The 20,280-nt window shown below is 63.5% G+C and carries 16 protein-coding genes; 5 read left to right on the forward strand and 11 right to left on the reverse strand.

The genetic code is table 11. From position 1 onward, the window contains the following. Window positions 1-5: 5 nt before the first annotated feature. Together murJ and IB238_RS15645 are read right to left on the reverse strand one after the other, a co-directional pair. Window positions 6-1,601, reverse strand: a complete 1,596-nt coding sequence (murJ, locus tag IB238_RS15640) for a murein biosynthesis integral membrane protein MurJ (protein WP_192248660.1) — start codon at window positions 1,599-1,601, stop codon at window positions 6-8. Next, complete coding sequence (locus IB238_RS15645; protein ID WP_192249697.1) at window positions 1,598-4,435, reverse strand: [protein-PII] uridylyltransferase; 2,838 nt, start codon at window positions 4,433-4,435, stop codon at window positions 1,598-1,600. The genes murJ and IB238_RS15645 overlap by 4 nt, the downstream gene beginning before the upstream one ends. A gap of 236 nt (window positions 4,436-4,671) precedes the next feature. Here IB238_RS15645 and IB238_RS15650 point away from each other — a divergent pair, with 236 nt between their 5' ends. Beyond that, window positions 4,672-5,256, forward strand: a complete 585-nt coding sequence (locus tag IB238_RS15650) for a class I SAM-dependent methyltransferase (RefSeq protein WP_192248663.1) — start codon at window positions 4,672-4,674, stop codon at window positions 5,254-5,256. A 58-nt stretch (window positions 5,257-5,314) separates the two neighbouring features. Here the strand turns inward: IB238_RS15650 and mutS are convergent, their stop codons facing one another. Next, the gene (mutS, locus tag IB238_RS15655) at window positions 5,315-8,077 is read right to left on the reverse strand and encodes a DNA mismatch repair protein MutS (protein ID WP_192248666.1); all 2,763 of its coding nucleotides are present in this window, start codon (window positions 8,075-8,077) and stop codon (window positions 5,315-5,317) included. Between the two features lie 110 nt (window positions 8,078-8,187). Between mutS and IB238_RS15660 the strand changes: the two genes are divergently transcribed. Next, the gene (locus tag IB238_RS15660) at window positions 8,188-10,473 is read left to right on the forward strand and encodes an NADP-dependent malic enzyme (protein ID WP_192248669.1); all 2,286 of its coding nucleotides are present in this window, start codon (window positions 8,188-8,190) and stop codon (window positions 10,471-10,473) included. A gap of 101 nt (window positions 10,474-10,574) precedes the next feature. Here the strand turns inward: IB238_RS15660 and IB238_RS15665 are convergent, their stop codons facing one another. The 5 genes from IB238_RS15665 to IB238_RS15685 form a co-directional block, all read right to left on the reverse strand. Then, window positions 10,575-11,453, reverse strand: a complete 879-nt coding sequence (locus tag IB238_RS15665; RefSeq protein WP_192248672.1) for a GNAT family N-acetyltransferase — start codon at window positions 11,451-11,453, stop codon at window positions 10,575-10,577. Window positions 11,454-11,588: 135 nt separating this feature from the next. After that, entirely contained in the window at window positions 11,589-13,850 is a 2,262-nt protein-coding gene (locus IB238_RS15670; RefSeq protein WP_192248675.1) for an ATP-binding protein, read from the reverse strand. Window positions 13,851-13,913: 63 nt separating this feature from the next. Beyond that, a complete protein-coding gene (gene lspA, locus IB238_RS15675; RefSeq protein ID WP_192248678.1) occupies window positions 13,914-14,411 on the reverse strand; it encodes a signal peptidase II in 498 nt (165 codons plus the stop codon). Beyond that, complete coding sequence (locus tag IB238_RS15680) at window positions 14,408-15,271, reverse strand: RNA methyltransferase (protein ID WP_192248681.1); 864 nt, start codon at window positions 15,269-15,271, stop codon at window positions 14,408-14,410. Before IB238_RS15680 ends, lspA begins: the two co-directional genes overlap by 4 nt. Then, window positions 15,268-16,455 (reverse strand): class I SAM-dependent methyltransferase, encoded by a 1,188-nt coding sequence (locus IB238_RS15685; RefSeq protein WP_348648256.1) that lies wholly within the window; start codon window positions 16,453-16,455, stop codon window positions 15,268-15,270. The genes IB238_RS15680 and IB238_RS15685 overlap by 4 nt, the downstream gene beginning before the upstream one ends. Window positions 16,456-16,613: 158 nt before the next feature. Between IB238_RS15685 and IB238_RS15690 the strand changes: the two genes are divergently transcribed. Beyond that, entirely contained in the window at window positions 16,614-17,066 is a 453-nt protein-coding gene (locus IB238_RS15690; RefSeq protein WP_192248684.1) for a carbon monoxide dehydrogenase subunit G, read from the forward strand. A gap of 20 nt (window positions 17,067-17,086) precedes the next feature. Here IB238_RS15690 and IB238_RS15695 read toward each other — a convergent pair whose 3' ends face one another. Genes IB238_RS15695 through sppA form a run of 3 tightly spaced genes read right to left on the reverse strand, consistent with a single transcriptional unit; the run spans window position 17,087 to window position 18,758 of the window. Next, window positions 17,087-17,428: a DUF1049 domain-containing protein gene (locus IB238_RS15695; RefSeq protein ID WP_192248687.1), complete on the reverse strand. Its 342-nt coding sequence runs from the start codon at window positions 17,426-17,428 to the stop codon at window positions 17,087-17,089. A 49-nt stretch (window positions 17,429-17,477) separates the two neighbouring features. Beyond that, a complete protein-coding gene (locus IB238_RS15700; protein ID WP_192248690.1) occupies window positions 17,478-17,780 on the reverse strand; it encodes an integration host factor subunit beta in 303 nt (100 codons plus the stop codon). Window positions 17,781-17,807: 27 nt separating this feature from the next. Beyond that, window positions 17,808-18,758 (reverse strand): signal peptide peptidase SppA, encoded by a 951-nt coding sequence (gene sppA / locus IB238_RS15705; RefSeq protein WP_192248693.1) that lies wholly within the window; start codon window positions 18,756-18,758, stop codon window positions 17,808-17,810. Window positions 18,759-18,997: 239 nt separating this feature from the next. On the opposite strand from sppA, the gene lptC reads away from it, so the two are divergent. Together lptC and IB238_RS15715 are read left to right on the forward strand one after the other, a co-directional pair. Next, on the forward strand, window positions 18,998-19,666 hold the full coding sequence (lptC, locus tag IB238_RS15710; protein ID WP_192248695.1) for an LPS export ABC transporter periplasmic protein LptC: 669 nt from the start codon (window positions 18,998-19,000) through the stop codon (window positions 19,664-19,666). 7 nt (window positions 19,667-19,673) lie between these two features. Continuing rightward, the gene (locus tag IB238_RS15715) at window positions 19,674-20,237 is read left to right on the forward strand and encodes an LptA/OstA family protein (protein WP_192248698.1); all 564 of its coding nucleotides are present in this window, start codon (window positions 19,674-19,676) and stop codon (window positions 20,235-20,237) included. The last annotated feature ends 43 nt before the right edge of the window (window positions 20,238-20,280 follow it).

Genomic DNA, 20,280 nt, shown 5'->3' on the forward strand with positions numbered 1-20,280 from the left:
GGCGCTTATTCACCACCGTCGGCGGGGTCGGAGTTCACTGCTGCCTTGCGCTTGATGTTACGGCGGATCATGCCGAGATCAGCCCCGCCGATGAGGAATGCGACGCCAAAATAGATAACCATGGCGAGCGCGATCAGTGCGCCGAGCGCGCTTACCTGTTCCAGCAGCGGCGACGTCGGGGCCAGCCAGCCGGCAAGTGCCTCGGAGGCATAGTTGAGGCTGGCCGCCATGATCACTGTCGCAATCACCAGCCGCGCCACACGAGAGGCCAGCGCCTTGTCGAGCGGCCAATGGCCGCGCCGGATGAGCGTGACGAACAGGAAAATCGCCGTCAGCCAGCCAGAGGTCGCCTCTGCCGTGGCAATCCCGCGCTCGTAGAAGAACGGAAAGAGCGAGATGGCCAGCACGCAGTTGACGGCGACCGAAAGCATCGTGATGCGCATCGGCGTCTTCGTGTCCTCGCGGGCGAAAAAGCCCGGATTTAGCGCCTTGATCATCACGAAGCCCGGCAGCCCCAACCCGTAGATCGCAAGCGTCCCGGCAACGACGGATGTCGTTTCCGGCGAAAACGCACCACGCTCATAGAGGACACGCACGATCTCGTCCGAGATCACCCAAAGCGCACCGGCCGCCGGCAGCGTCAGAAACAGTACGAATTCCATCGAGCGATTCTGCAGGTTGCCGGCCTCCTTCTCGTGGCCCGCCTTCAGCGCCCGGGCCAGCTCCGGCAGAAGCACGACGCCGACGGCAATGCCGACGACGCCGAGCGGCAGTTGGTAAACACGGTCGGCATATTGCAGCACCGAGATCGCCCCGTCCTTGGTCGAGGCAATCATTTGGCCAATGATCTGGTTGATCTGGGTGATACCGCCCGTGACCGCCGCCGGCAATGCCAGCCACAGCAGGCGCTTGACGTTCGGCGTAATCCGCGGCCGGCGGAAACCGATCCGCATCCCGGCCTGGCGCACCCCCGCGTAGAGCACCGCCATCTGCAGGATGCCGGCAAGCAGCACGCCCCAGGAGAGATACCAGGCGGTATCGAGCGGCGAGGCACCGGTGTAGAGCGCAAGCCCCAACGCAGCGATCAGGACGACGTTGAGGAAGATGGGCGCGACGGCCGCAGCGAAATAGTGGTGCAATGAGTTCAACATGCCTGACAGCATCGCCGTCAGCGACATGCACATCAGGTAAGGGAACATGACGATGGCGAGTTCCACCGTCACGTCGAACTTCTCCGGATCGCCCACGAAGCCCGGCGCGATAATCCACGCCACGAGCAGCGGCATCGCCAGCTCCATGGCGACGGTTATGAACATCAGCACGGTGAAGAGGACGCCGAACACCTCTTCCGAAAAACGCTTCGCCCCGTCGATGCCGCCCGCCTCGATCTCCTTGGCGAAGAGCGGCACGAAGGCGGCATTGAACGCCCCTTCGGCGAAGAGCCGACGGAAGAGATTGGGAAAGCGGAAGGCCGCGTAGAACGCATCCGCCATCGGGCCGGTGCCTAAAGCCGCCGCCATCAGGGTTTCACGGGCGAACCCCATCACGCGGCTGCCGAGCGTTGCTCCGCCGACGGTCGCAAATTTCCTGACCAGACTCATTCCTTGGCTCTTGTCCCTGCTTGCGTGGCCACCGGCGCAAGGATGCCTGATGGCATCCGGTCGCGCGCTTCGTCCGCCTCTTCAGCCATCACAGCTTTTAGGCGGGCGACAATGTTGCCCTGCCGGTTCTCGTTGGTAATCTTGTGGCCGAGCAGATCGGTCACGTAGAAAGTGTCGATCACCTTCTCGCCGAAGGTGGTGATGTGTGCCGAAGCGATGTCGAGCGACAGGTCGGACAGCACAGCGGTCACTTCAGACAAAAGGCCTGGACGGTCAAGGCACTCGATCTCGATCACCGTGAACTTGTTGGACAACGTGTTGGAGATCGTCACCGCGGGCGGAATGGTGAAGGTCTTCGACCTCTTGCGGCCGCGCGTCCGCGTCGCGATAACCTCCGGCAGCCGCTTGCGGCCGGAAAGCACGTCCTCGATCATCTTGCCGATGCTTGCCGCGCGGCGCATCTCGTCGGCGTCGTTCGGAAATTCGCGATTGACCAGGATCGTGTCCAGCGCGCGCCCGTCCGAGGTGGTGAAGATTTGTGCATCGACGATGTTTGCGCCGGCAGCGGCACAGGCGCCGGCGATAACCGTCAGCAGCCTCGGATGGTCCGGCGACAGGACTGTGATTTCCGTGATCGCGTGGAAGGAATCCGTCCGCACCATGGTCGCGAGAGCCTGACCCGCCTTGTCGGCCCCGCGGATGAACTCGGCGTGGCGCACCTGATCCTCCAGCGGCACCGTCAGGAGGTAGGGGTCGTAGTGCAGATGAGTGTAGGCCTCGCGATCCTTCGGGCTCCAGTCGCCGAGCGCCTCGTGCAGCTTCTCGCGTGCAAACCGGGCGCGCTCCTTGCGGGAAACCTCGGAGAAGCCACCCGAAAGCAACAGTTCGGTCTCGTAATAGAGCGTGCGCAGCAGTTGCCCCTTCCAGCCGTTCCAGACACCCGGGCCGACCGCGCGGATGTCGCAGACCGTCAGCACCAAGAGCATCTTCAACCGCTCCATCGAGCGCACCTTGTCGGCGAAGTCGACGATGGTCTTGCGGTCGTTGAGGTCACGCGTCTGCGCCACCATCGACATGATGAGGTGCTCCTCGATCAGCCAGACGACCGTTTCGGTCTGCTTCGGCGAAAGCCCGAAGCGCTGGCAGAACTTGCGCGCCACTCGGGCGCCGGCGACGGAATGGTCCTCCGGCCGCCCCTTGGCAACGTCGTGCAGCAGCACCGCCACATAAAGCGAGACGCGATCCTCGATACCCGGCATGATCTGCGCGGTGAGCGGATGCGCCTCGGCCTCGCGCCCCTGATCGATCGCTGAAAGCACGCCGACCGAGCGGATCAGATGCTCGTCGACCGTATAGTGGTGATACATGTTGAACTGCATCATCGCGACAATCTTGCCGAAATCGGGGATGAAGCGGCCGAGCACGCCGGCCTCGTTCATGCGCCGGAGGATCAGCGCCGGATCGCGCGGCGACGTCAGGATCGACAGGAACAGCCGGTTGGCGTCGTCGTTCTCGCGCAAAGTGTTGTTGACCAGCCTCAGCGACCGCGTGACGAGCTTCAGCGCATCGGGGTGAAACTCGAGCTTGTTGATATCGGCAATGTGGAACAGGCGGATCAGGTTCACCGGATCGCGCCTGAAGACATCAGGATCGGCGACGGTGATGCGTCCCCTGTCCTCGACGAAGTCGAGCGAACCGGCGATCTTGCGGTTGCGGCGGGTAAAGCGGCTGATCGCCGCCGAGATCCCCGGCGCGTCCTTGGCCTGTTGGTCCTCGAGCGTGGCGCAGAAGATGCGCGTCAGGTCGCCGACGTCCTTGGCGACGAGGAAGTAGTGCTTCATGAAGCGCTCGACCGCCGAAAGGCCCGGATGCGGCTGGTACCCAAGGGATGCCGCGATCTCGGGCTGCACGTCGAAGGAAAGCCGCTCCTCGGCCTTGCCCATCAGGAAATGCAGGTGGCAGCGCACCGCCCAGAGAAAGTCGTCCGCCTTCTGGAACAGCTTGAACTCATGACGGGAGAGCACGCCGAGCTTCACCAGTTCCTCGGTGTCGTGGATACGATAGTAGTACTTGGCGATCCAGAAGAGCGTGTGCAGGTCGCGAAGCCCGCCCTTGCCCTCCTTGACGTTCGGCTCGACCAGATAGCGCGTGTCGCCCGCCTTGCGATGCCGCTCGTCCCGCTCGGTAAGCTTGGCGGCGATGAACTCCGGACCGGTGCCCCGCATGATCTCACGCTCGAAGCGGGCGCGCATCTCGTCGAACAGCGGGCGCGAGCCACAGAGATAGCGGGCCTCGAGGATCGCCGTGCGGATCGTCATGTCGCCCTTGGAGAGCTGGATGCACTCCTCGATGTTGCGCGTCGCATGGCCGACCTTGAACCCCATGTCCCACAAAATGTAGAGCATGAACTCGATCGCCGGCTCGCTCCACGGTGCCGGCTTGGCCGGCAGCAGGAAAAGAAGATCGATGTCCGATCCGGGCGCCAGCGTGCCGCGTCCGTAGCCGCCGACCGCGGTCACCGTGATGCGCGCAGCCTCGGGCGCCATGGCTGCGTTGAAGACGTGGTTCAGGGCAAAATCATGCAGCACCGTGATGATCTGGTCCTGCAGCCAGGAGAGACGCGCGGCGCAGGCAAGGCCACTGCCATCGACAAAGAGCAGTTCGCGCGCCTGTTCACGCCCCTCGGCATAGGCTTTCTTCAGTTCGGCAAGCAGCGCCCGGCGCATCTGGTCGCGAAATTCGGCATGCGCGCTCGCGATGAATTCGGAACGCGCCTTCAGGGCGGTCACATCGAGCAGGCCCGAATGGGCCGGAGCCGTAACCTTGCTGTCCATCGAATGCCGGCCGCCTGCCTTCTGTTGGTCCGTCGTCACGCTTGGGTGCTGATGGGCTATAGCCCTTTTTGGCCGCAAGCGACAGTCATAGGCTTGGGGGCAAACTTCGCGGAGCTATGCAGCGGATGCCACCAGCGTTTTGGAGTACGCCCTCGTCCGGATCGCGCCAGTTGCGGTAATTACGTTTTCATGGTTGCAGTACATGTTACATAGCACAACGAACGTAAGCACTTTCCGTGACCGACCTGACACTGGGCTTCTACAACACGAATGCGGAAGAATATGCTGCCGGTGAAGGGGCGCCCAATCCGAGACTATTCAGCTTTCTCGACCGTTGCAGGCCAGTAGGTAAAGTCTTGGAACTGGGGACTGGTGGCGGCGTCGATGCAGCCGCCATCATCGAAAGAGGCTTCGATCTTGACGCGACTGATGGCTCGTCCGAACTCGCCGTTATTGCCTCCCGTCGAATCGGACAGCCTGTCAGGACAATGCTATTTAACGAGTTGAATGCCGTGGCTATTTATGACGGCGTATATGCTTGCGCTTCATTGACCCACGTGCCCCGTTCGGAGCTTGCCGGTGTGATCGAGAAAATTCACCGGGCATTGACCGAAAACGGAGTTGTCTGGGCAAGTTTCAAGGCGGGAGATGGAGAGGGCTCAGACGCACTCGGTCGCTATTACAGCTATCTATCGCCAGACGAGTTGTTGGCGCTCTGGCGAACTTCAGCACCTTGGCGGAAGATTGAAAGTGAAGTCTGGTTGGGCGGCGCGTACGACCGGAAGCCAACCGAATGGGTGGCCATCACGGCCCTGAGGTGAAGTCCGCAATGGGCCAAAAGTCGCCATTGACGACACCGCTGCATGATGCCGCAAAGCCCTATCGTCCGGCGATTTCCTTCTTCAGCGCATAGAGCGCCTCCAGTGCCTCGCGCGGCGACATGTCGTCGGGGCTGAAGTCCTTCAGCATCTCCTCGACCTTCGAAGCGCCGATGCTTCTTGCGCCCTCCTGGCGGCGTACCGCCACCTGGAACAGCGGCAAGTCGTCGATCAGCTGGCTGGCCGGGTTCTTGCGGTCGGCGTCTTCGAGCTTCGCCAGCACGTCCTTCGCCCGCGCCACGACGGAGGCCGGCAGGCCGGCAAGCCGCGCCACCTGGATGCCGTAGGAGCGATCGGCCGCGCCCGGGCCGACCTCGTGCAGGAAGATCACCTCGCCGTCCCACTCCTTCACCCGCATCGTGGCATTGGAAAGGCGGGCGAGCTTTTCCGACAGCACCGTCAGCTCGTGGAAGTGCGTGGCGAACAGGCCGCGGCAGCGGTTGGCCTCATGCAGGTGCTCGACGGCAGCCCAGGCGATCGACAGGCCGTCGAAGGTCGCAGTCCCCCGACCGATCTCGTCGAGGATGACGAGCGAATGCTCCGTCGCCTGATTGAGGATCGCCGCCGTTTCGACCATCTCGACCATGAAGGTCGAGCGGCCGCGCGCCAGATCGTCGGACGCGCCGACGCGCGAAAACAGCCGGTCAACGACACCGATATGCGCGCTTTCGGCGGGAACATAGCAGCCCATCTGCGCCAGGATGGCGATGAGCGCGTTCTGGCGCAGGAAGGTCGACTTGCCGCCCATGTTCGGGCCGGTCAAAAGCCAGATCGCCCCATCGCCCCTGCCGTCTTGCCCGCCGTTCGGCGAAAGGTCGCAGGAATTGGCGACGAAGGGATTGCCCGCCTGCTTGCGCAGCGCCTGCTCGACCACCGGATGGCGGCCGCCGACAATGGCAAACATCTTGGAGCGATCAACGACCGGGCGGCAATAGGCCTGCTCTTCGGCTAGCACCGCCAGGCCTTGCGAGACGTCGACGACGGAGAGCGCCCGCGCTGCTGCCTTGATCGCGTCAGCTTGCGCAACGACCGCCTCACTCAGCGCATCGAAGGCGGCAAGCTCGATCGCCAGGGTCCGGTCGGCCGCGTTGGCGATCTTCGTTTCCAATTCCGACAGCACGGTCGTTGTGAAGCGCATCGCGCCCGCCATCGTCTGTCGATGGATGAAGCGGGCCTTCGCCTCATCGCCATCCGTCAGCGCCGAGGCGTTGCCGGCCGACACCTCGATGAAATAGCCGAGAACGTTGTTGTGCTTGATCTTCAGCGACTTGACGCCGGTTTCCTCGGCGTATTGCAGCTGCAGCCCGGCGATCACCCGGCGCGATTGGTCGCGCAATGCCCGCATTTCGTCGAGCTCTGCGTCCGCACCCTCGCGGATGAAGCCGCCGTCGCGCTTCAGGAGCGGCAACTCATCGCCGAGCATGCCCTCAAGTCTCTGCGCCAGCGCCGATGGCAGGGCACCGATATCCGCAAGTGCAGCCGCCAGCTCTCCATCCAGCCCCTGCGTCGACATCTGCCGCGCCACGGCGTCTGCGGCCCGCAAACCGTGCAGCAGGGCGCCGAGATCACGCGGTCCGCCGCGGCCGAGCGCCAGCCGAGAAAGCGCGCGTGGCATATCCGGTAGAAGCTTCAAAGCATCGCGCAAGTCCGAAGCGAAGGACGGCCGGTCAGCCAGCGCCGCAATCGAATCAAGCCGTTCGTTGATCGGCTCCGGATCGGTCAGCGGCGACATCAGCCGCTCGGCCAGAAGCCGGGCGCCACCACTGGTAACGGTGCGGTCGAGTGCCTTGAGCAGCGTGCCGTTCTTGTCGCCGGACAGCGTGCGCACCAGTTCCAGATTCGCCCGTGTCGCCGGATCGATGAAAAGGGTGGAGGCCGAGCTCTCCCGCTCCGGCGGCCCGAGTGGTGGCCGCTCGGAAATCTGCGTCTTCTCGACATAGGCGATGGCGGCCGAGGCCGCCGAAAGCTCGGCGCGCGAGAAGGTGCCGAAGCCGTCGAGCGTGCCGACGGCGAAGTAGCGGGCGATGCGGCCCTCGGCCGTGGCACTGTCGAACAGCACTGCCGGCTGGGGCACGGCGACCCGGCCGAGAACGTCGACCACGGGACGGAACTCCGGATCGTGGAACAGCGTGTCGGGCACGATCAGTTCACGCGGCTCGATGCGCAGGATGTCGGCGAGCAGCCGCTGCTGCGTCGTCTCCGCCAGCCGGAACACGCCAGTCGATATATCGATCCAGGCGAGCGCAAGGGTTGGGTCTCCGCCGCCGCGGATGCGCGAGAGCGTCATCAGGTAGTTGGCGTCCGACGGCGAGAGCAGTTTTTCCTCAGTTAGCGTGCCCGGCGTGACGAGGCGTACGACGTCGCGGCGAACGACCGACTTCGAGCCACGCTTCTTCGCCTCGGCCGGATCCTCCACCTGCTCGCAGACGGCGACGCGGAATCCGAGCGCGATCAGCTTCTGCAGGTAGTCGTCAGCGGCATGGATCGGGACACCGCACATGGGGATGTCCTGCCCCATGTGCTGGCCGCGCTTCGTAAGCGTAATCCCGAGCGCGCGCGCGGCGTCTACCGCGTCCTGGAAGAACAGCTCGTAGAAATCCCCCATGCGGTAGAACAGCAGGCTGTCGGGATTGTTCGCCTTGATCTCGATGAATTGCTCCATCATCGGCGTCGCCGATGCTCGGCTCGCATGGCTGGCGAGCTCGGCGGTCGTCAATATGTCGCTGTTGCGCACGATCTGGTCGTTCACGGAAAGACTGTTCATCCAAAAAAAGAAGTGTCACCCTAGCCGCGGGTCGCTATAGAAGACAACACCTGAGGGTGCCGCACAGTGCGCTTCCCACAGGAGCTTGACCAGAAATTATGGGGAGAACGATGGCGGAGACCGGCAAGACGAAGCGGGCGGTTGCGAGCGTGACTGATCAGGAAGCGCTGGATTTTCACGCCCACGGCCGGCCAGGTAAACTGGAAATCACACCGACGAAGCCGATGGCGACCCAGCGCGACCTGTCGCTTGCCTATTCCCCGGGAGTCGCCGTCCCCGTCAAGGCGATCGCCGAGGATCCGTCGCGCGCCTATGACTACACGGCGCGCGGCAACATGGTCGCCGTCATCTCCAACGGCACGGCAATCCTCGGGCTCGGCAATCTCGGGGCGCTCGCCTCCAAGCCGGTGATGGAAGGCAAGTCCGTCCTGTTCAAGCGCTTTGCCGATGTCGACTCGATCGATCTCGAGGTCGACACCGAAAACGTCGACGAGTTCATCAACTGCGTGCGTTATCTCGGCCCCTCCTTCGGCGGCATCAACCTCGAAGACATCAAGGCGCCCGACTGCTTCATCATCGAGCAGCGTTTGCGTGAGTTGATGGATATCCCCGTCTTCCACGACGACCAGCACGGCACCGCGATCATTGCCGCCGCCGGCCTGATCAATGCGCTGACGCTGACGGGGCGCGATTTCAAGACGACGAAGCTCGTCTGCAACGGCGCGGGTGCGGCGGCAATTGCCTGCATCGAACTCATCAAGGCGATGGGCTTCAATCCGGAAAACGTCATCCTCTGCGACACCAAGGGCGTGATCTACCAGGGTCGCGAGGAGGGCATGAACCAGTGGAAGTCGGCCCACGCCGTCAAGACCGACCGACGCAGCCTCAAGGACGCGCTGGCAGGTGCCGACGTCTTCTTCGGCCTTTCGGCCAAGGGCGCGCTGACGGCGGAGATGGTGAAGTCGATGGCACCGCACCCGATCATCTTTGCCATGGCCAACCCGGACCCGGAAATCACCCCGGAAGAGGTCGCCCGCATCCGCGACGACGCGATTGTCGCCACCGGCCGCTCCGACTATCCGAACCAGGTCAACAACGTCCTCGGCTTCCCCTATATCTTCCGTGGTGCGCTCGACGTGCGTGCCACCACCATCAACGACGCGATGAAAATCGCAGCCGCCGAAGCGCTGGCAAGCCTCGCCAAGCAGGACGTGCCCGACGACGTGGCCGCCGCCTATCAGGGCAACCGCCCGCGCTTCGGCGCGCAATACATCATCCCGGTTCCGTTCGACCCGCGCCTGATCTCGGCGATCCCCGTCGCCGTCGCCAAAGCTGCCATGGACACCGGCGTCGCCCGCCGGCCGCTGCTCGATCTCGACGCCTATGCACGCGAGCTGAAAGCCCGGCGCGACCCGATCGCCTCGACGCTGCAGAACATCTATGCGCGCGTGCGCCGCCATCCCAAGCGCGTCGTCTTCGCCGAGGGCGAGGAAGAGCAGATGATGCGCGCGGCCGTCTCCTACGCCAACCAGCAGCTCGGCACCGCCATCTTGCTTGGCCGCGAGGAGCGAATGCGCAGCGTTGCGGAAAAGGCCGGCATCGACCTCGACCGTTCGGGTATAGAACTGCTCAACGCCCGCATCTCCAAGCGCAACGACGCCTATACCGACTACCTCTATGCGCGCCTGCAACGGAAGGGCTATCTCTTCCGCGACGCCCAGCGCCTGATCAACAACGACCGCAACCACTTCGCCGCCTGCATGGTGGCGCTCGGCGATGCGGACGGGATGGTCACGGGGCTAACGCGCAACTATTCCACCGCGCTCGAAGACGTGCGTCGGTGCATCGATCCCAAGCCCGGCCACCGCGTCATCGGCGCGTCGCTGGCGCTCTGCCGCGGCCGCACCGTCCTGGTAGCGGACACGGCCGTGCATGACATGCCCTCGGCCGAAGAACTGGCCGACATCGCCGAGGAGGCCGCAGGGCTGGCCCGCAAGCTCGGCTACGAGCCGCGCGTCGCCATGCTCGCCTATTCCACCTTCGGCCACCCCACCGGCGAGCGCTCCGAGCGCGTGCGCGAAGCGGTGAAAATCCTCGACAAGCGCCGCGTCGACTTCGAATACGACGGCGAGATGGCCGCGGACGTGGCGCTGAACCCGAAGATCATGGAACAGTACCCGTTCTGCCGCCTCTCCGGGCCTGGCAACGTGCTTGTCATGCCGGCGTTCCACTCGGCGTCGATCTCGACGAAAATGCTGCAGGAACTTGGCGGCTCGACCGTGATCGGCCCGCTGCTCGTCGGCCTCGACAAGTCGGTGCAGATCGTCTCGATGGGCGCGAAGGATAGCGACATCGTCAACATGGCGGCGCTCGCGGCGTACAACGCCGGCGTCTGACAACGTGGCCCGACCGCCCTTCCCTCCTCAGGGAAGGGCCGGTCGAAACGGCAACAGAAATCTTCTCGGCCGGACAGGTACATCCGGTACGGCGAGTTGATTCAGCTCGCAAACCGGCCGGCATCGGCACCATAGTAGTTGATGTAGCGGCCAGAGATTTTGCCGATCGGGAGCACGATCAACACATCCGTCGTTCGGAACGCGTGGTCCACGACGGCGCCGTCGCCGATCATCGCGCCGAGCCTGAGGTAACCCTTGATCAACGGCGGCATCGCGGCAAGCGCCTTGCGCGCATTCACCGCTTCGCTCGGCATCAGGTCCATGGTGCGGTGACGATCGGCATGGGCGCGGACGCCCCACTCATCGCGCGCCAGCAGGTTCTGGTGCAGGAAGGAGAGCGCCAGCGCATGTTCCTCGGGCACGACGCCGCCGAACGAGCCGCAGCCGAACATGGCATCGACCCGATGCTTCAGCGCATAGGCCCAGGCCCCCTGCCAGAGCAACTCCACCGTCCGCTTGGTCCGGTATTGTGGCAGCACGCAGGAGCGGCCGAGCTCCATGAAGCGCTTTTCCGCTTGGCGCGCCAGCAGCGGTTCAAGGTCGAATTCGGACTGCGAATAAAAGCCGCCAGAACCCTTCGCAACGTCCTGTCGCAGCAGCCGGTAAGTACCGACGATCTGTTCCTCGGCGTCGCCTTCGATCGTGGTGTCGAGCACGAGCAGGTGGTCGCAGACCATGTCCCAGGCGTCGATGTCGCGCTTGCGTCGCATCGCATCGGGAGCGATCTGCGCACTCATCTCCTCGACGAATACGCGGTAGCGCACAGCCTGTGCCGCGTCGATCTCGGCATTGGTCCGCGCCAGCCGCGTCTCCAGATGGCCGATCCGGCCAAGGACATCCGCATCCTTGCGGGTGGAAACCTGGCACGTCGCCGGGGCGACTTCGACCAACACGTTTGGGTCTGCGAATTCGACAGTCATTGGCGACTTCCCGCTCAAGTTTACTGCGTGTCTTAAAGCACGAATCTGCAACAGGACAGTGACATTGGACTGACCGTACATAGAGCTCCGACACCTGGCCGACAAGAAGTTGTCGGGACGGAACATGAAGGGCGGTCAGGATCTCTTTTCTGTCCCGATCAACCGGGAGACTTCGGCGAGGAGCGCCTTCGGTTCGGCAGGCTTGACCAGGACGGCCGCCGCTCCGCACGAGATCAACTCCTCATGCAGGCCGCGCCGCCCCTCGGCCGTCAGGACGACGACCGGAACAGTCATCTCTTCGCAGGTTATTCGGCGCAACACATCGGCCCCTTCGCCACCCGGCATGGTCAGATCCGTGATGATCAGGTGCGGCCGCCCACCCGGCGCATCGAGAGCGGAAAGCAACAACGGGAAGCTATCGACGACGCTCACTTCGAAGCCTGCCTTCGCCAGCATCGAACGCACCAGCATGGCGTTCACCGGATCGTCTTCCGCAAGAAGAATCCGCCCCATTTTTCTCGGCTGCGAGACCGGTTCGACTGCCGGCGCACTTAACACCGGCCGGTTGTCGTTGATCGCGTCGCGGACCTCGATCCCCTTCATGCGACCCCGCAACACTTCAACCAGAGAACGCTCGCGCAACGGGCGGATGAGCCAGGCATCGTAGCCCTCGCCATTGCCCAGCGCCCGGCCGGTCCGCTCTTCCGGGTTGACGAGATAGACACGGCGGATGCGCCGGTCGCTAAGGGCGGGAAGATCGGCGAGCTCCCGCCGGAATTCGCCGGAAAGCCGGTTGTCGACGATGATGTCGGTCAACGTTGCGGCATCTCCCTTTGCGAACTCCAGCGCATCGGTGAGGGTTCCCACGTGCCTGCACGTGCCGCCAAGTGTCTCGATCGTGCGCTGCAGTGCCCTCGCTACAGGCCCGTCGGGCGCATACAGAAACACTGACGAGCCCCGCAGCGGCCCTGCCCTTCCGCCCGTTGCCGCGAGTGTCAATGCTGCCGGCATGCGGATCGTGAAGGTGGACCCGCGTCCGGGCCGGCTTTCAAGCGTCAGCGCTCCACCGGCCTCGCGCAGGATACGGGCGGAAATCGCTAGGCCGAGCCCTGCTCCTCCGCGACGCTGAGACGCTCCTCCCGCCTGTTCGAATGCCTCGAAGACACGCGCCTGCTCCTCGGCCGTCATCCCCGGGCCCGTATCGGTGACTTTGACGGCGAGATGGTCTGGTTCGATTGTCGTCTCGAGAAATACACCACCGGTTGCCGTGAACTTCACCGCATTGCCGATCACGTTGTAGAGGACTTGCCGCAGACGCGGTCCGTCGAAGAGGATCACTGGTGGGACTTCGGCCGAGACGAACGATCCGATCTCGATCCCCTTCTCGTGCGCGCGCGGCGACAGCATCTCGACGACGCCCTCCAGGAGCGGACGGATAGGCTCCTCGCTCGGGCGCAGTTGGAACCGCCCTGCCTCGATCGTAGAGAAGTCGAGCAAGTCGTCGACGAGCTGGACGAGCGCGTGACCGGACTGGCGGATGCCGGCGAGATAGTTCTTTTGCTCCGCCGTCAATCGTGTTTGCCCAATCAGATGCGACATTCCGAGGATACCCGACAGCGGTGTACGGATCTCGTGGCTGACAGTCGCAAGCAGCCTGGATTTCGCCTCGCTTTCAACCTCTGCCTTGCTGAGAGCGAGCTCGCGCTGGGTCTCGGCTTTGCGTTCCTCGGTAACGTCGCGGGCGATGCTGTGGATTGCCAGTTCGCCGGTCACCGGATCACGGACGGTGATGTCGTGCCATGCATAGATGCGCGTGCCGCCGGGCGCCGCGATCTTCACGTCGTAGTGATGCGGCAGGACCTCAGTGTGAATGTCGAGGCCGATCCGCGTGCAGGTCAGGCCGATCGGATCCGCGATACCGACGAGATCGCTGAGAACCGCATTGGCGCGGATGATCCGTCCGTCCAGCGAACGCACAAGGACGATATCGCGCAGGATGTCATGGATAGCCGCAGCAACCGCCGCCGTTTCGCTCTGTTCCCAGGCGCGATCGTGGTGGCGCTCGGCATGGTGCCTCACGCGCCGATCGGCGCTGCGGCCACTGCGCAAAAGAAGCAGCATTGCAGCCAGTCCGGCCACACCCAGGCTAAGCGCTGCGACATGAAACCCCTGTAGGATGCCGGTTGCCAGAACGAGGCCGGTTGACAGAAGGACGAGGCAAGCGACGGCCCCGGTCAGCATAGCGTGATGGTCCGCCCGAGCTATAGGGGAGGAAGTTGGCAGCAACGCATCGTCGACAGCCTCCGCCCCTCTGTCGTGGGACGGCTGTCCTTCGTCACCCGGCTCGTCAGCGAATTCCGCCTTGAGCCGGTCTTGAAGCTTCGCCGGTTCGCTCATGCGTGCCCGGATAGCACGACAGGCGTTCAGATCCGCTTCAGCAAACCGATCGGATTTTAACGATCAGGCCTTGTGCCGGCGCCCGCGCGACTGCAGCAACTCGTCCAGCAGGATGATGCCCGCGCCGATGGTGATGAAGCTGTCGGCGAGGTTGAACACGGCAAACGACCAGGTCGCGGTGTAGAACAGCACATAGTCGATCACATAGCCGAACAGGATGCGATCGACGAGGTTGCCGAGCGCGCCGGCGATGATCAGCGCGTAACCCGCGTGGGCCAGCCCCCGTTCCTTGGGCGTCTGCCGCCAGAGCCAGGTGACGAAGGCGACGACGACGAGCCTCAGGCCGACGATGAACCAGCCCTCCATGCCCGACAGCATCGAAAAGGCGACACCAAAATTGTAGGTCCGGTACAACGCCAGCATCGGAAGCACATGCACCGGCTGCTCCAACGGCAGCCATGCCTCCACGGCCATCTTGATGAACTGGTCGATGAGGACGGCGACGATGATGAACACGACGACCGGAACCGGCCGGGAGAAGAACGGTGCGCGCCCGGTCATTTCGGCTCGTCCAGCGACAGGAGGTGGCGACGTGCCTCAAACACCATGATGCCGGTGGCGATCGCCAGGTTGAGAGAATCGGCACGCCCCGCCTGGGGAATGCGCGCGAGCGCATCGGCTTCACGTGCCAGTTCCTCGGGAATGCCCGCCTGCTCGTTGCCCATCAGGAGCACGACCGGCTGCTTCCTGTAGTCGATCGTGCGGTAATCGACGGCCCCGGCAAGATGGGTGGCGACGACCTTGACGCCCGCCTCCTTCTTCCACCGCAGAAAGTCGCCGACCGAGGTTTTGGCGACGGGCATGGCAAACACCGACCCCATGGTCGCGCGCACCGTTTCCAGCGAGAACGGATCCGTCGTCTCGCCGACGAGGATCACGCCGGAGGCGCCTGCCGCGTCCGCCGTGCGGATGATCGTGCCCAGGTTGCCCGGGTCACGCACCCGGTCGAGCGCCACATAGGTCTCGCCCGCCTTCGGGCGGAAGTCCTTCAAGGAGGTATAGCGCTGCTCGAACACGCCGATCACCATCTGCGGATTGTCGCGCCGGGTGATCGTCGACATCACCTTCTCGCTGACTTCCAGCACCAGCCCGCCCTTGGCAAAGGTCTTTGCCGCGACCTGCTCGACCTGCGGCTTGCCCTTGGCGGCCTTCGCATAGACGAGCGTGCGGATCGTCCAGCCGAGCTCGAGCGCGTCGATCACGAGCTTCAGCCCTTCGGCGATGAAGGATTTCGTTTCGTCGCGCGCCTTCTTCTGCGCCAGCGCCTTGATGTCCTTGACGATCGGGTTGGCGAGGCTCGTGACCTCCTTCACCTGCCCCACGCGGTGGGGGCCCTGATCGCGGTGGTGATGTTCGCTCATGCGGAAGTCCAACGGCTGAAGAGGGATGTCGAAAGGGCACGGCCGACCGTTCTGCCGTCGGTGCCGCCCTCGCGGATGACAAGTTCGCCGGACTCGACCAGCCCGCCGCGGCCGCGCATCGTTTCGCGCATCAGTTCGTGAATGGAGTAGAAGCTCGCCCGGATCGAATAAGCGGTCAACACGAGGGCGGCCTCGTCCGGCGAAAGTATCTCGCGGCAGACGTCCAGCATCAGCGGAAGGTTGTCGAAGAGCTGCCACACCTCGCCGTTCGGACCGCGGCCGAATTTCGGGGGATCGGCGAGGATGATGTCGTAGCGGCTGCCGCGGCGCTCCTCGCGCAGGATGAACTTCATCGCATCCTCGCAGATCCAGCGGATCGGCAAGGTTTCTCCGCGCCCAAGCACCTGGTTTTCACGGGCCCAGCCGATCGCCTTCTTCGACGCGTCGACATGGGTCACTTCGGCACCGGCGCGGGCGGCGACGAGCGAAGCGACGCCGGTATAGCCGAACAGGTTCAAGACCTTCAGCGGCCGGTCGGCCGCCTCGATCCGCGCCTTCATCCAGCTCCAGTGCGCCAGCTGCTCCGGAAATACGCCAACATGGCGGAAAGCGGTGAAACGGCCGTGGAAATCGCAATCGAGCAGCCGCATCGGCCAGGTCTCGCCGAGGGCCGTCCCGGGAAAGCGCCAGCGGCCCATGCCGTCCTCGTCGGTGTCGCCGGTGAACACCGCATCCGCCTTCTCCCAGACATGCGCCGGCAGGCTGCGCGGCCATAGCGCCTGTGCCTCGGGGCGCACGATCCGATAGGGACCATACTGCTCGAGCTTCTCGCCGGCGCCGCTGTCGATGAGGCGGTAGTCGTTGGACCCGGCCGTCTCGAGGATGACCGGCACCCGTTCTGCCGGCTTCTCGCCGGTGCGGGCGATCAGCTTGCGCTGCTGTTCGGGGGGCTGGGATGCCGCCGGGCGCGCGGCCCGTTCGGGCACCGCCTTGGCGGCGTCAACACCGAAGTCTTGCCGCTTGGCCGGCTCGACGCGTGCGGCGCCTGCGTGCTTGGCAACCGCCTTGGCTTGCGGCTTGGCGCCCGCCGCACGAATCGGTGACGCCTGGCGAATGCGCTCGCCAGATCGCGCGGCGCCAGCCACGGCGGGGCCCTTCTTCTGCCGGCGGTTCTTGTCCTTCACGTCGCGGTCCGTTTTCGATCGATGAGATAGCGGACGGTGGTCCGCGGGAAAGCCAGACCAAATAGCACCACAGCCCCGCTTGGCAAAGTCCCACTTGGCAAAGCGCTTTGCGATCTGCGATAAATCGGCAAGGCCCGGCCAAGAGGAGGAGGAACGTCATGGACATGTCAGGTGAAGAGCGCATCGCCGCCCCCCGCGAAGCCGTGTGGGCCGCACTCAACGATCCCGAGACGTTGAAGGCCTGCATTCCGGGCTGCCAGTCGCTGACAATGAAGTCCCCAACCGAGCTCGAAGCCACCGTCAAGATCAAGATTGGCCCGGTCTCTGCGACCTTCAACGGCGAGGTCACGCTCTCCGAGCTCAACCCGCCGGAAAGCTACACGATCTCCGGCGAGGGCAAGGGCGGCATCGCGGGCTTTGCCAAGGGCGGCGCCGATGTGAAGCTCGCCGAAGATGGTAACGAGACGGTCCTGAGCTATACGGTGAACGCCCAGATCGGCGGCAAGCTGGCGCAACTCGGCTCGCGCCTGATCGATTCCACCTCGAAGAAGCTCGCCGCCCAATTCTTCGCAGACCTAGGCCAGCGGCTGAATGGCGGCGCCAACGCCTGATCCTTTCGGGCGCGAGCGGCCTACTTCGGCGCGGACAGCAGGTTTTGCGCGGCAAGCGTCTCGGCGCGCGCCTTCTGCTTGTCCGCCTCGGTCTGCCATTTTACCGCCTCGCTGGCCTCGGTGCGGGCGCGCTTGCGGTATTTGTGCTGACTGATCCAGGTTGCGGCTGCGCCGAGCACAATGCCGAGGATCAGCGCCAGGAAGAGATAGACGAAGAACGGTGCTGTCATCGATAGCACCGTGTCCTCCGGCCGGAACGGGTTGAGCGCTAGGCGCACCGGCTGGCGATTGGCGACCGACAGCACGATCAATATGATGCCGATCGGCGCCAGCACGACAATGTTGATGATTTTCTTGAGCATGGAGCCGCCTCCCGCAATCGGGCTGGTTGATGGGCGCGGCACGCCGACGTCAATCGGCGTCGTCGTCCGCATGATTGGGGTTCAGCCGTTCGCGCAGTTCCTTGCCGGTCTTGAAGAAGGGCACCCACTTCTCCTCGACAAACACGGCATCACCGGTGCGGGGATTGCGCCCCGAGCGTGAAGGGCGGTTTTTCACCGAGAAAGCACCGAAGCCGCGAAGCTCCACGCGGTTGCCGGCGGCGAGCGCATCGGTGATTTCGTCCAGCACCGCGTTGACGATGTTCTCGACGTCTCGATGATAAAGATGTGGATTGCGAGCGGCGACGATCTGTACCAATTCTGACTTGATCACGGCTGTCCCCTCAAAACGCTTGTCTTTTCAATCACGTCCAACCTGCCAAACGGAGACAAGACCGTCAAGAAACAACTTTTCGCCGCCGAGCTTTTCGAGCACCTCGGACGGGCCGAATCCGATACCGGAGAATCCTTTCAGCCAATCGGCCGCATCGAGACCGAGGCCGAACAGGCCGGAACGGCCGGGCGCCTCGTAATCGACCATAGGTAGACGCCGGTCAACCTTGCGCGTCTCCAGGTAGTCACGAATCTCGTTTTCCCCGCCGAGTCTGTCGACGAGCTTGGCTTGCAGCGCCTGCCGACCGGTATAGATGCTGCCATCGGCGAGCCGCAACACCTCCTCGCGCGGAAGCTTGCGACGATGCGCCACAAGATCGACGAACCAGGCATAGCTGTCGTCAACCATCCGGCGAATCATCGCCTTGGCGTCTTCGCTCGCGGGATGGAACGGCGAAGGCTCGGCCTTCAGCGGCGCCGACTTGATCTCGTCGAGCGAAACGCCAAGTTTGTCCATCAGCACCTTTAGCTGGGGATATTGGAAGATGACGCCGATCGAACCGGTAATCGAACTCTCGCCAGCGACGATCGTGTCGCCGGCGGCGGCGATCATGTAGCCAGCGGAAGCGGCGAGCGTGCGCACGTCTGCAACGACCGGCTTCTTCTCGGCAACCTTGCGCAAAGCCTTGAAGATCACCTCTCCACCATAGGTCGTTCCACCCGGCGAGGTGATCGATACCACCAGTGCCTTCGCTCGCTCGTTCTTGGCAATGCGGTCGAGCCGTTCGAGAAGCTCCTGGTCGTCCTTTATGATGCCGCTGATCGACACGCGGGCGACATGGTCCTCAATCGAGGTGGCGGGCCAGTTCCATGCGATGGCAGCAAAGACCGCGATCGCGGCAACAGTAATGGCGGCAACGCGCCAGAAGGTGAGCTTGCGGCGCAATTGCCTGCGGTCGGCTATGGCGGGCTGATCCATCTCGATTGTTCCCGTGCGATCAATTTCTGGAGGCAAACGACGATTGCGCCATTTGCCAAATGCCTCATCGATATGGCATTAGCCGGGCAAATAGCAAATCATCTCAGTCGTTTTTCGGGTTTCCATTGTTTGTTCAGGAATAATCTCCATATGGGGCCCGTTATCCTGTTCAGGACGAAAGCGGCTGATCCGACGCTGCGCGCTATGACAACAGACCTGAAAGCTGCGAACAAGGGCACATGCTGACCACTGCCGCTGACCTGCAAACCGCCGAGTACCGGACGGTCACGACGATGGAAGCCTACCGTCGCGCGGCCCGGCATTCCGCGCGCGTGCGCGTCCTGAAGATCGCTCTGCCGGCGCTGGGTCTTCTGATTGCCGCCATTTTCGCAGTCGTCTCGATCGTCGCCACCTACCTGCCCGATGAGATCGATGTCGAGAGCGCCACGATCGAAGATGGCAAGGTCGTGATGAAGAACCCGGCCATTTCCGGGCGCAACCGCGACGGCATCAGCTATTCGATGAAGGCCAATCGGGCGCTGCAGGACATGAAGAACCCCGACATCATTCAGCTTGAGAACATCCGGGCGAAAATGCCGGTCAACGAAAAGCTGGTCGCCCAGGTCGATGCCGTAACCGGCATCTACGACCGCGGCCGCAACATCCTCGACATGACCGCGCCGTTCACCATCCGTCTGAACACCGGTCTCGAGGCCGCCTTCCAGGACGCACATCTCGACATCAACGGCGGTCGCATGTCGACGCAGCAACCCGTATCCATCCAGTCAAAGGAAGCTTCGATTGTTGCGCAGTCGCTGCGAATGACGGATAAAGGGCGGACCGTCGTCTTCGAGGGAGACGTCGTCGTCAATGTCGATCCCGCCGCCATCCGCAACAGAGAGAAGTAGGGCCACGATGTCCGCATTTTCTGAACCCGCGCAAAGACATGCCATTCTCCCGCTGCTTGCCGCCGGCTTCGTGCTGGCCGCGACGGCTGCGGGAGCACAGGAAACGAAAAGCCAGCTGAAGGGGCTTCAGCTGTCTAACGACAAGCCGATCCAAATCCAGAGCGACAAGCTGGAAATCCAGCAGCAGTCGAACACCGCCCAGTTCACCGGCAACGTCAAGGTCGTTCAGGGCACGACGACGCTGCAGGCTGGCAGCATGGTCGTGCACTACAAGGCCGACGGTGGCGGCTCAATCTCGAGCGGCGATGCCGATATCGAGAAGATCGACGTCGCCGACAAGGTCTTCCTGCAGTCCGGCACACAAGAAGCCACCGCTGATACCGGCACGTTCAACCTCATTGACGAGGTCTTCGTGCTGAAGGGCGACAAGGTGGTGTTGTCGGAGGGCAAGAACGTCTTCGTCGGCTGCCAGTTGACGGTGTTGATGCGAACCGGCGAAGCCAAGCTCGACGCCTGCGGCGGTCGGGTCATGATCCAGCTCGACCCGAAATCCCGCAAAACCACGAACTGACTACGCCCGTGTCGCTTCTATCCCTTTCCCGCATGACGCGCCG

Origin of the sequence: Rhizobium sp. ARZ01 (genome assembly GCF_014851675.1) — a bacterium.
In the GTDB taxonomy this organism is placed as follows: domain Bacteria; phylum Pseudomonadota; class Alphaproteobacteria; order Rhizobiales; family Rhizobiaceae; genus Mycoplana.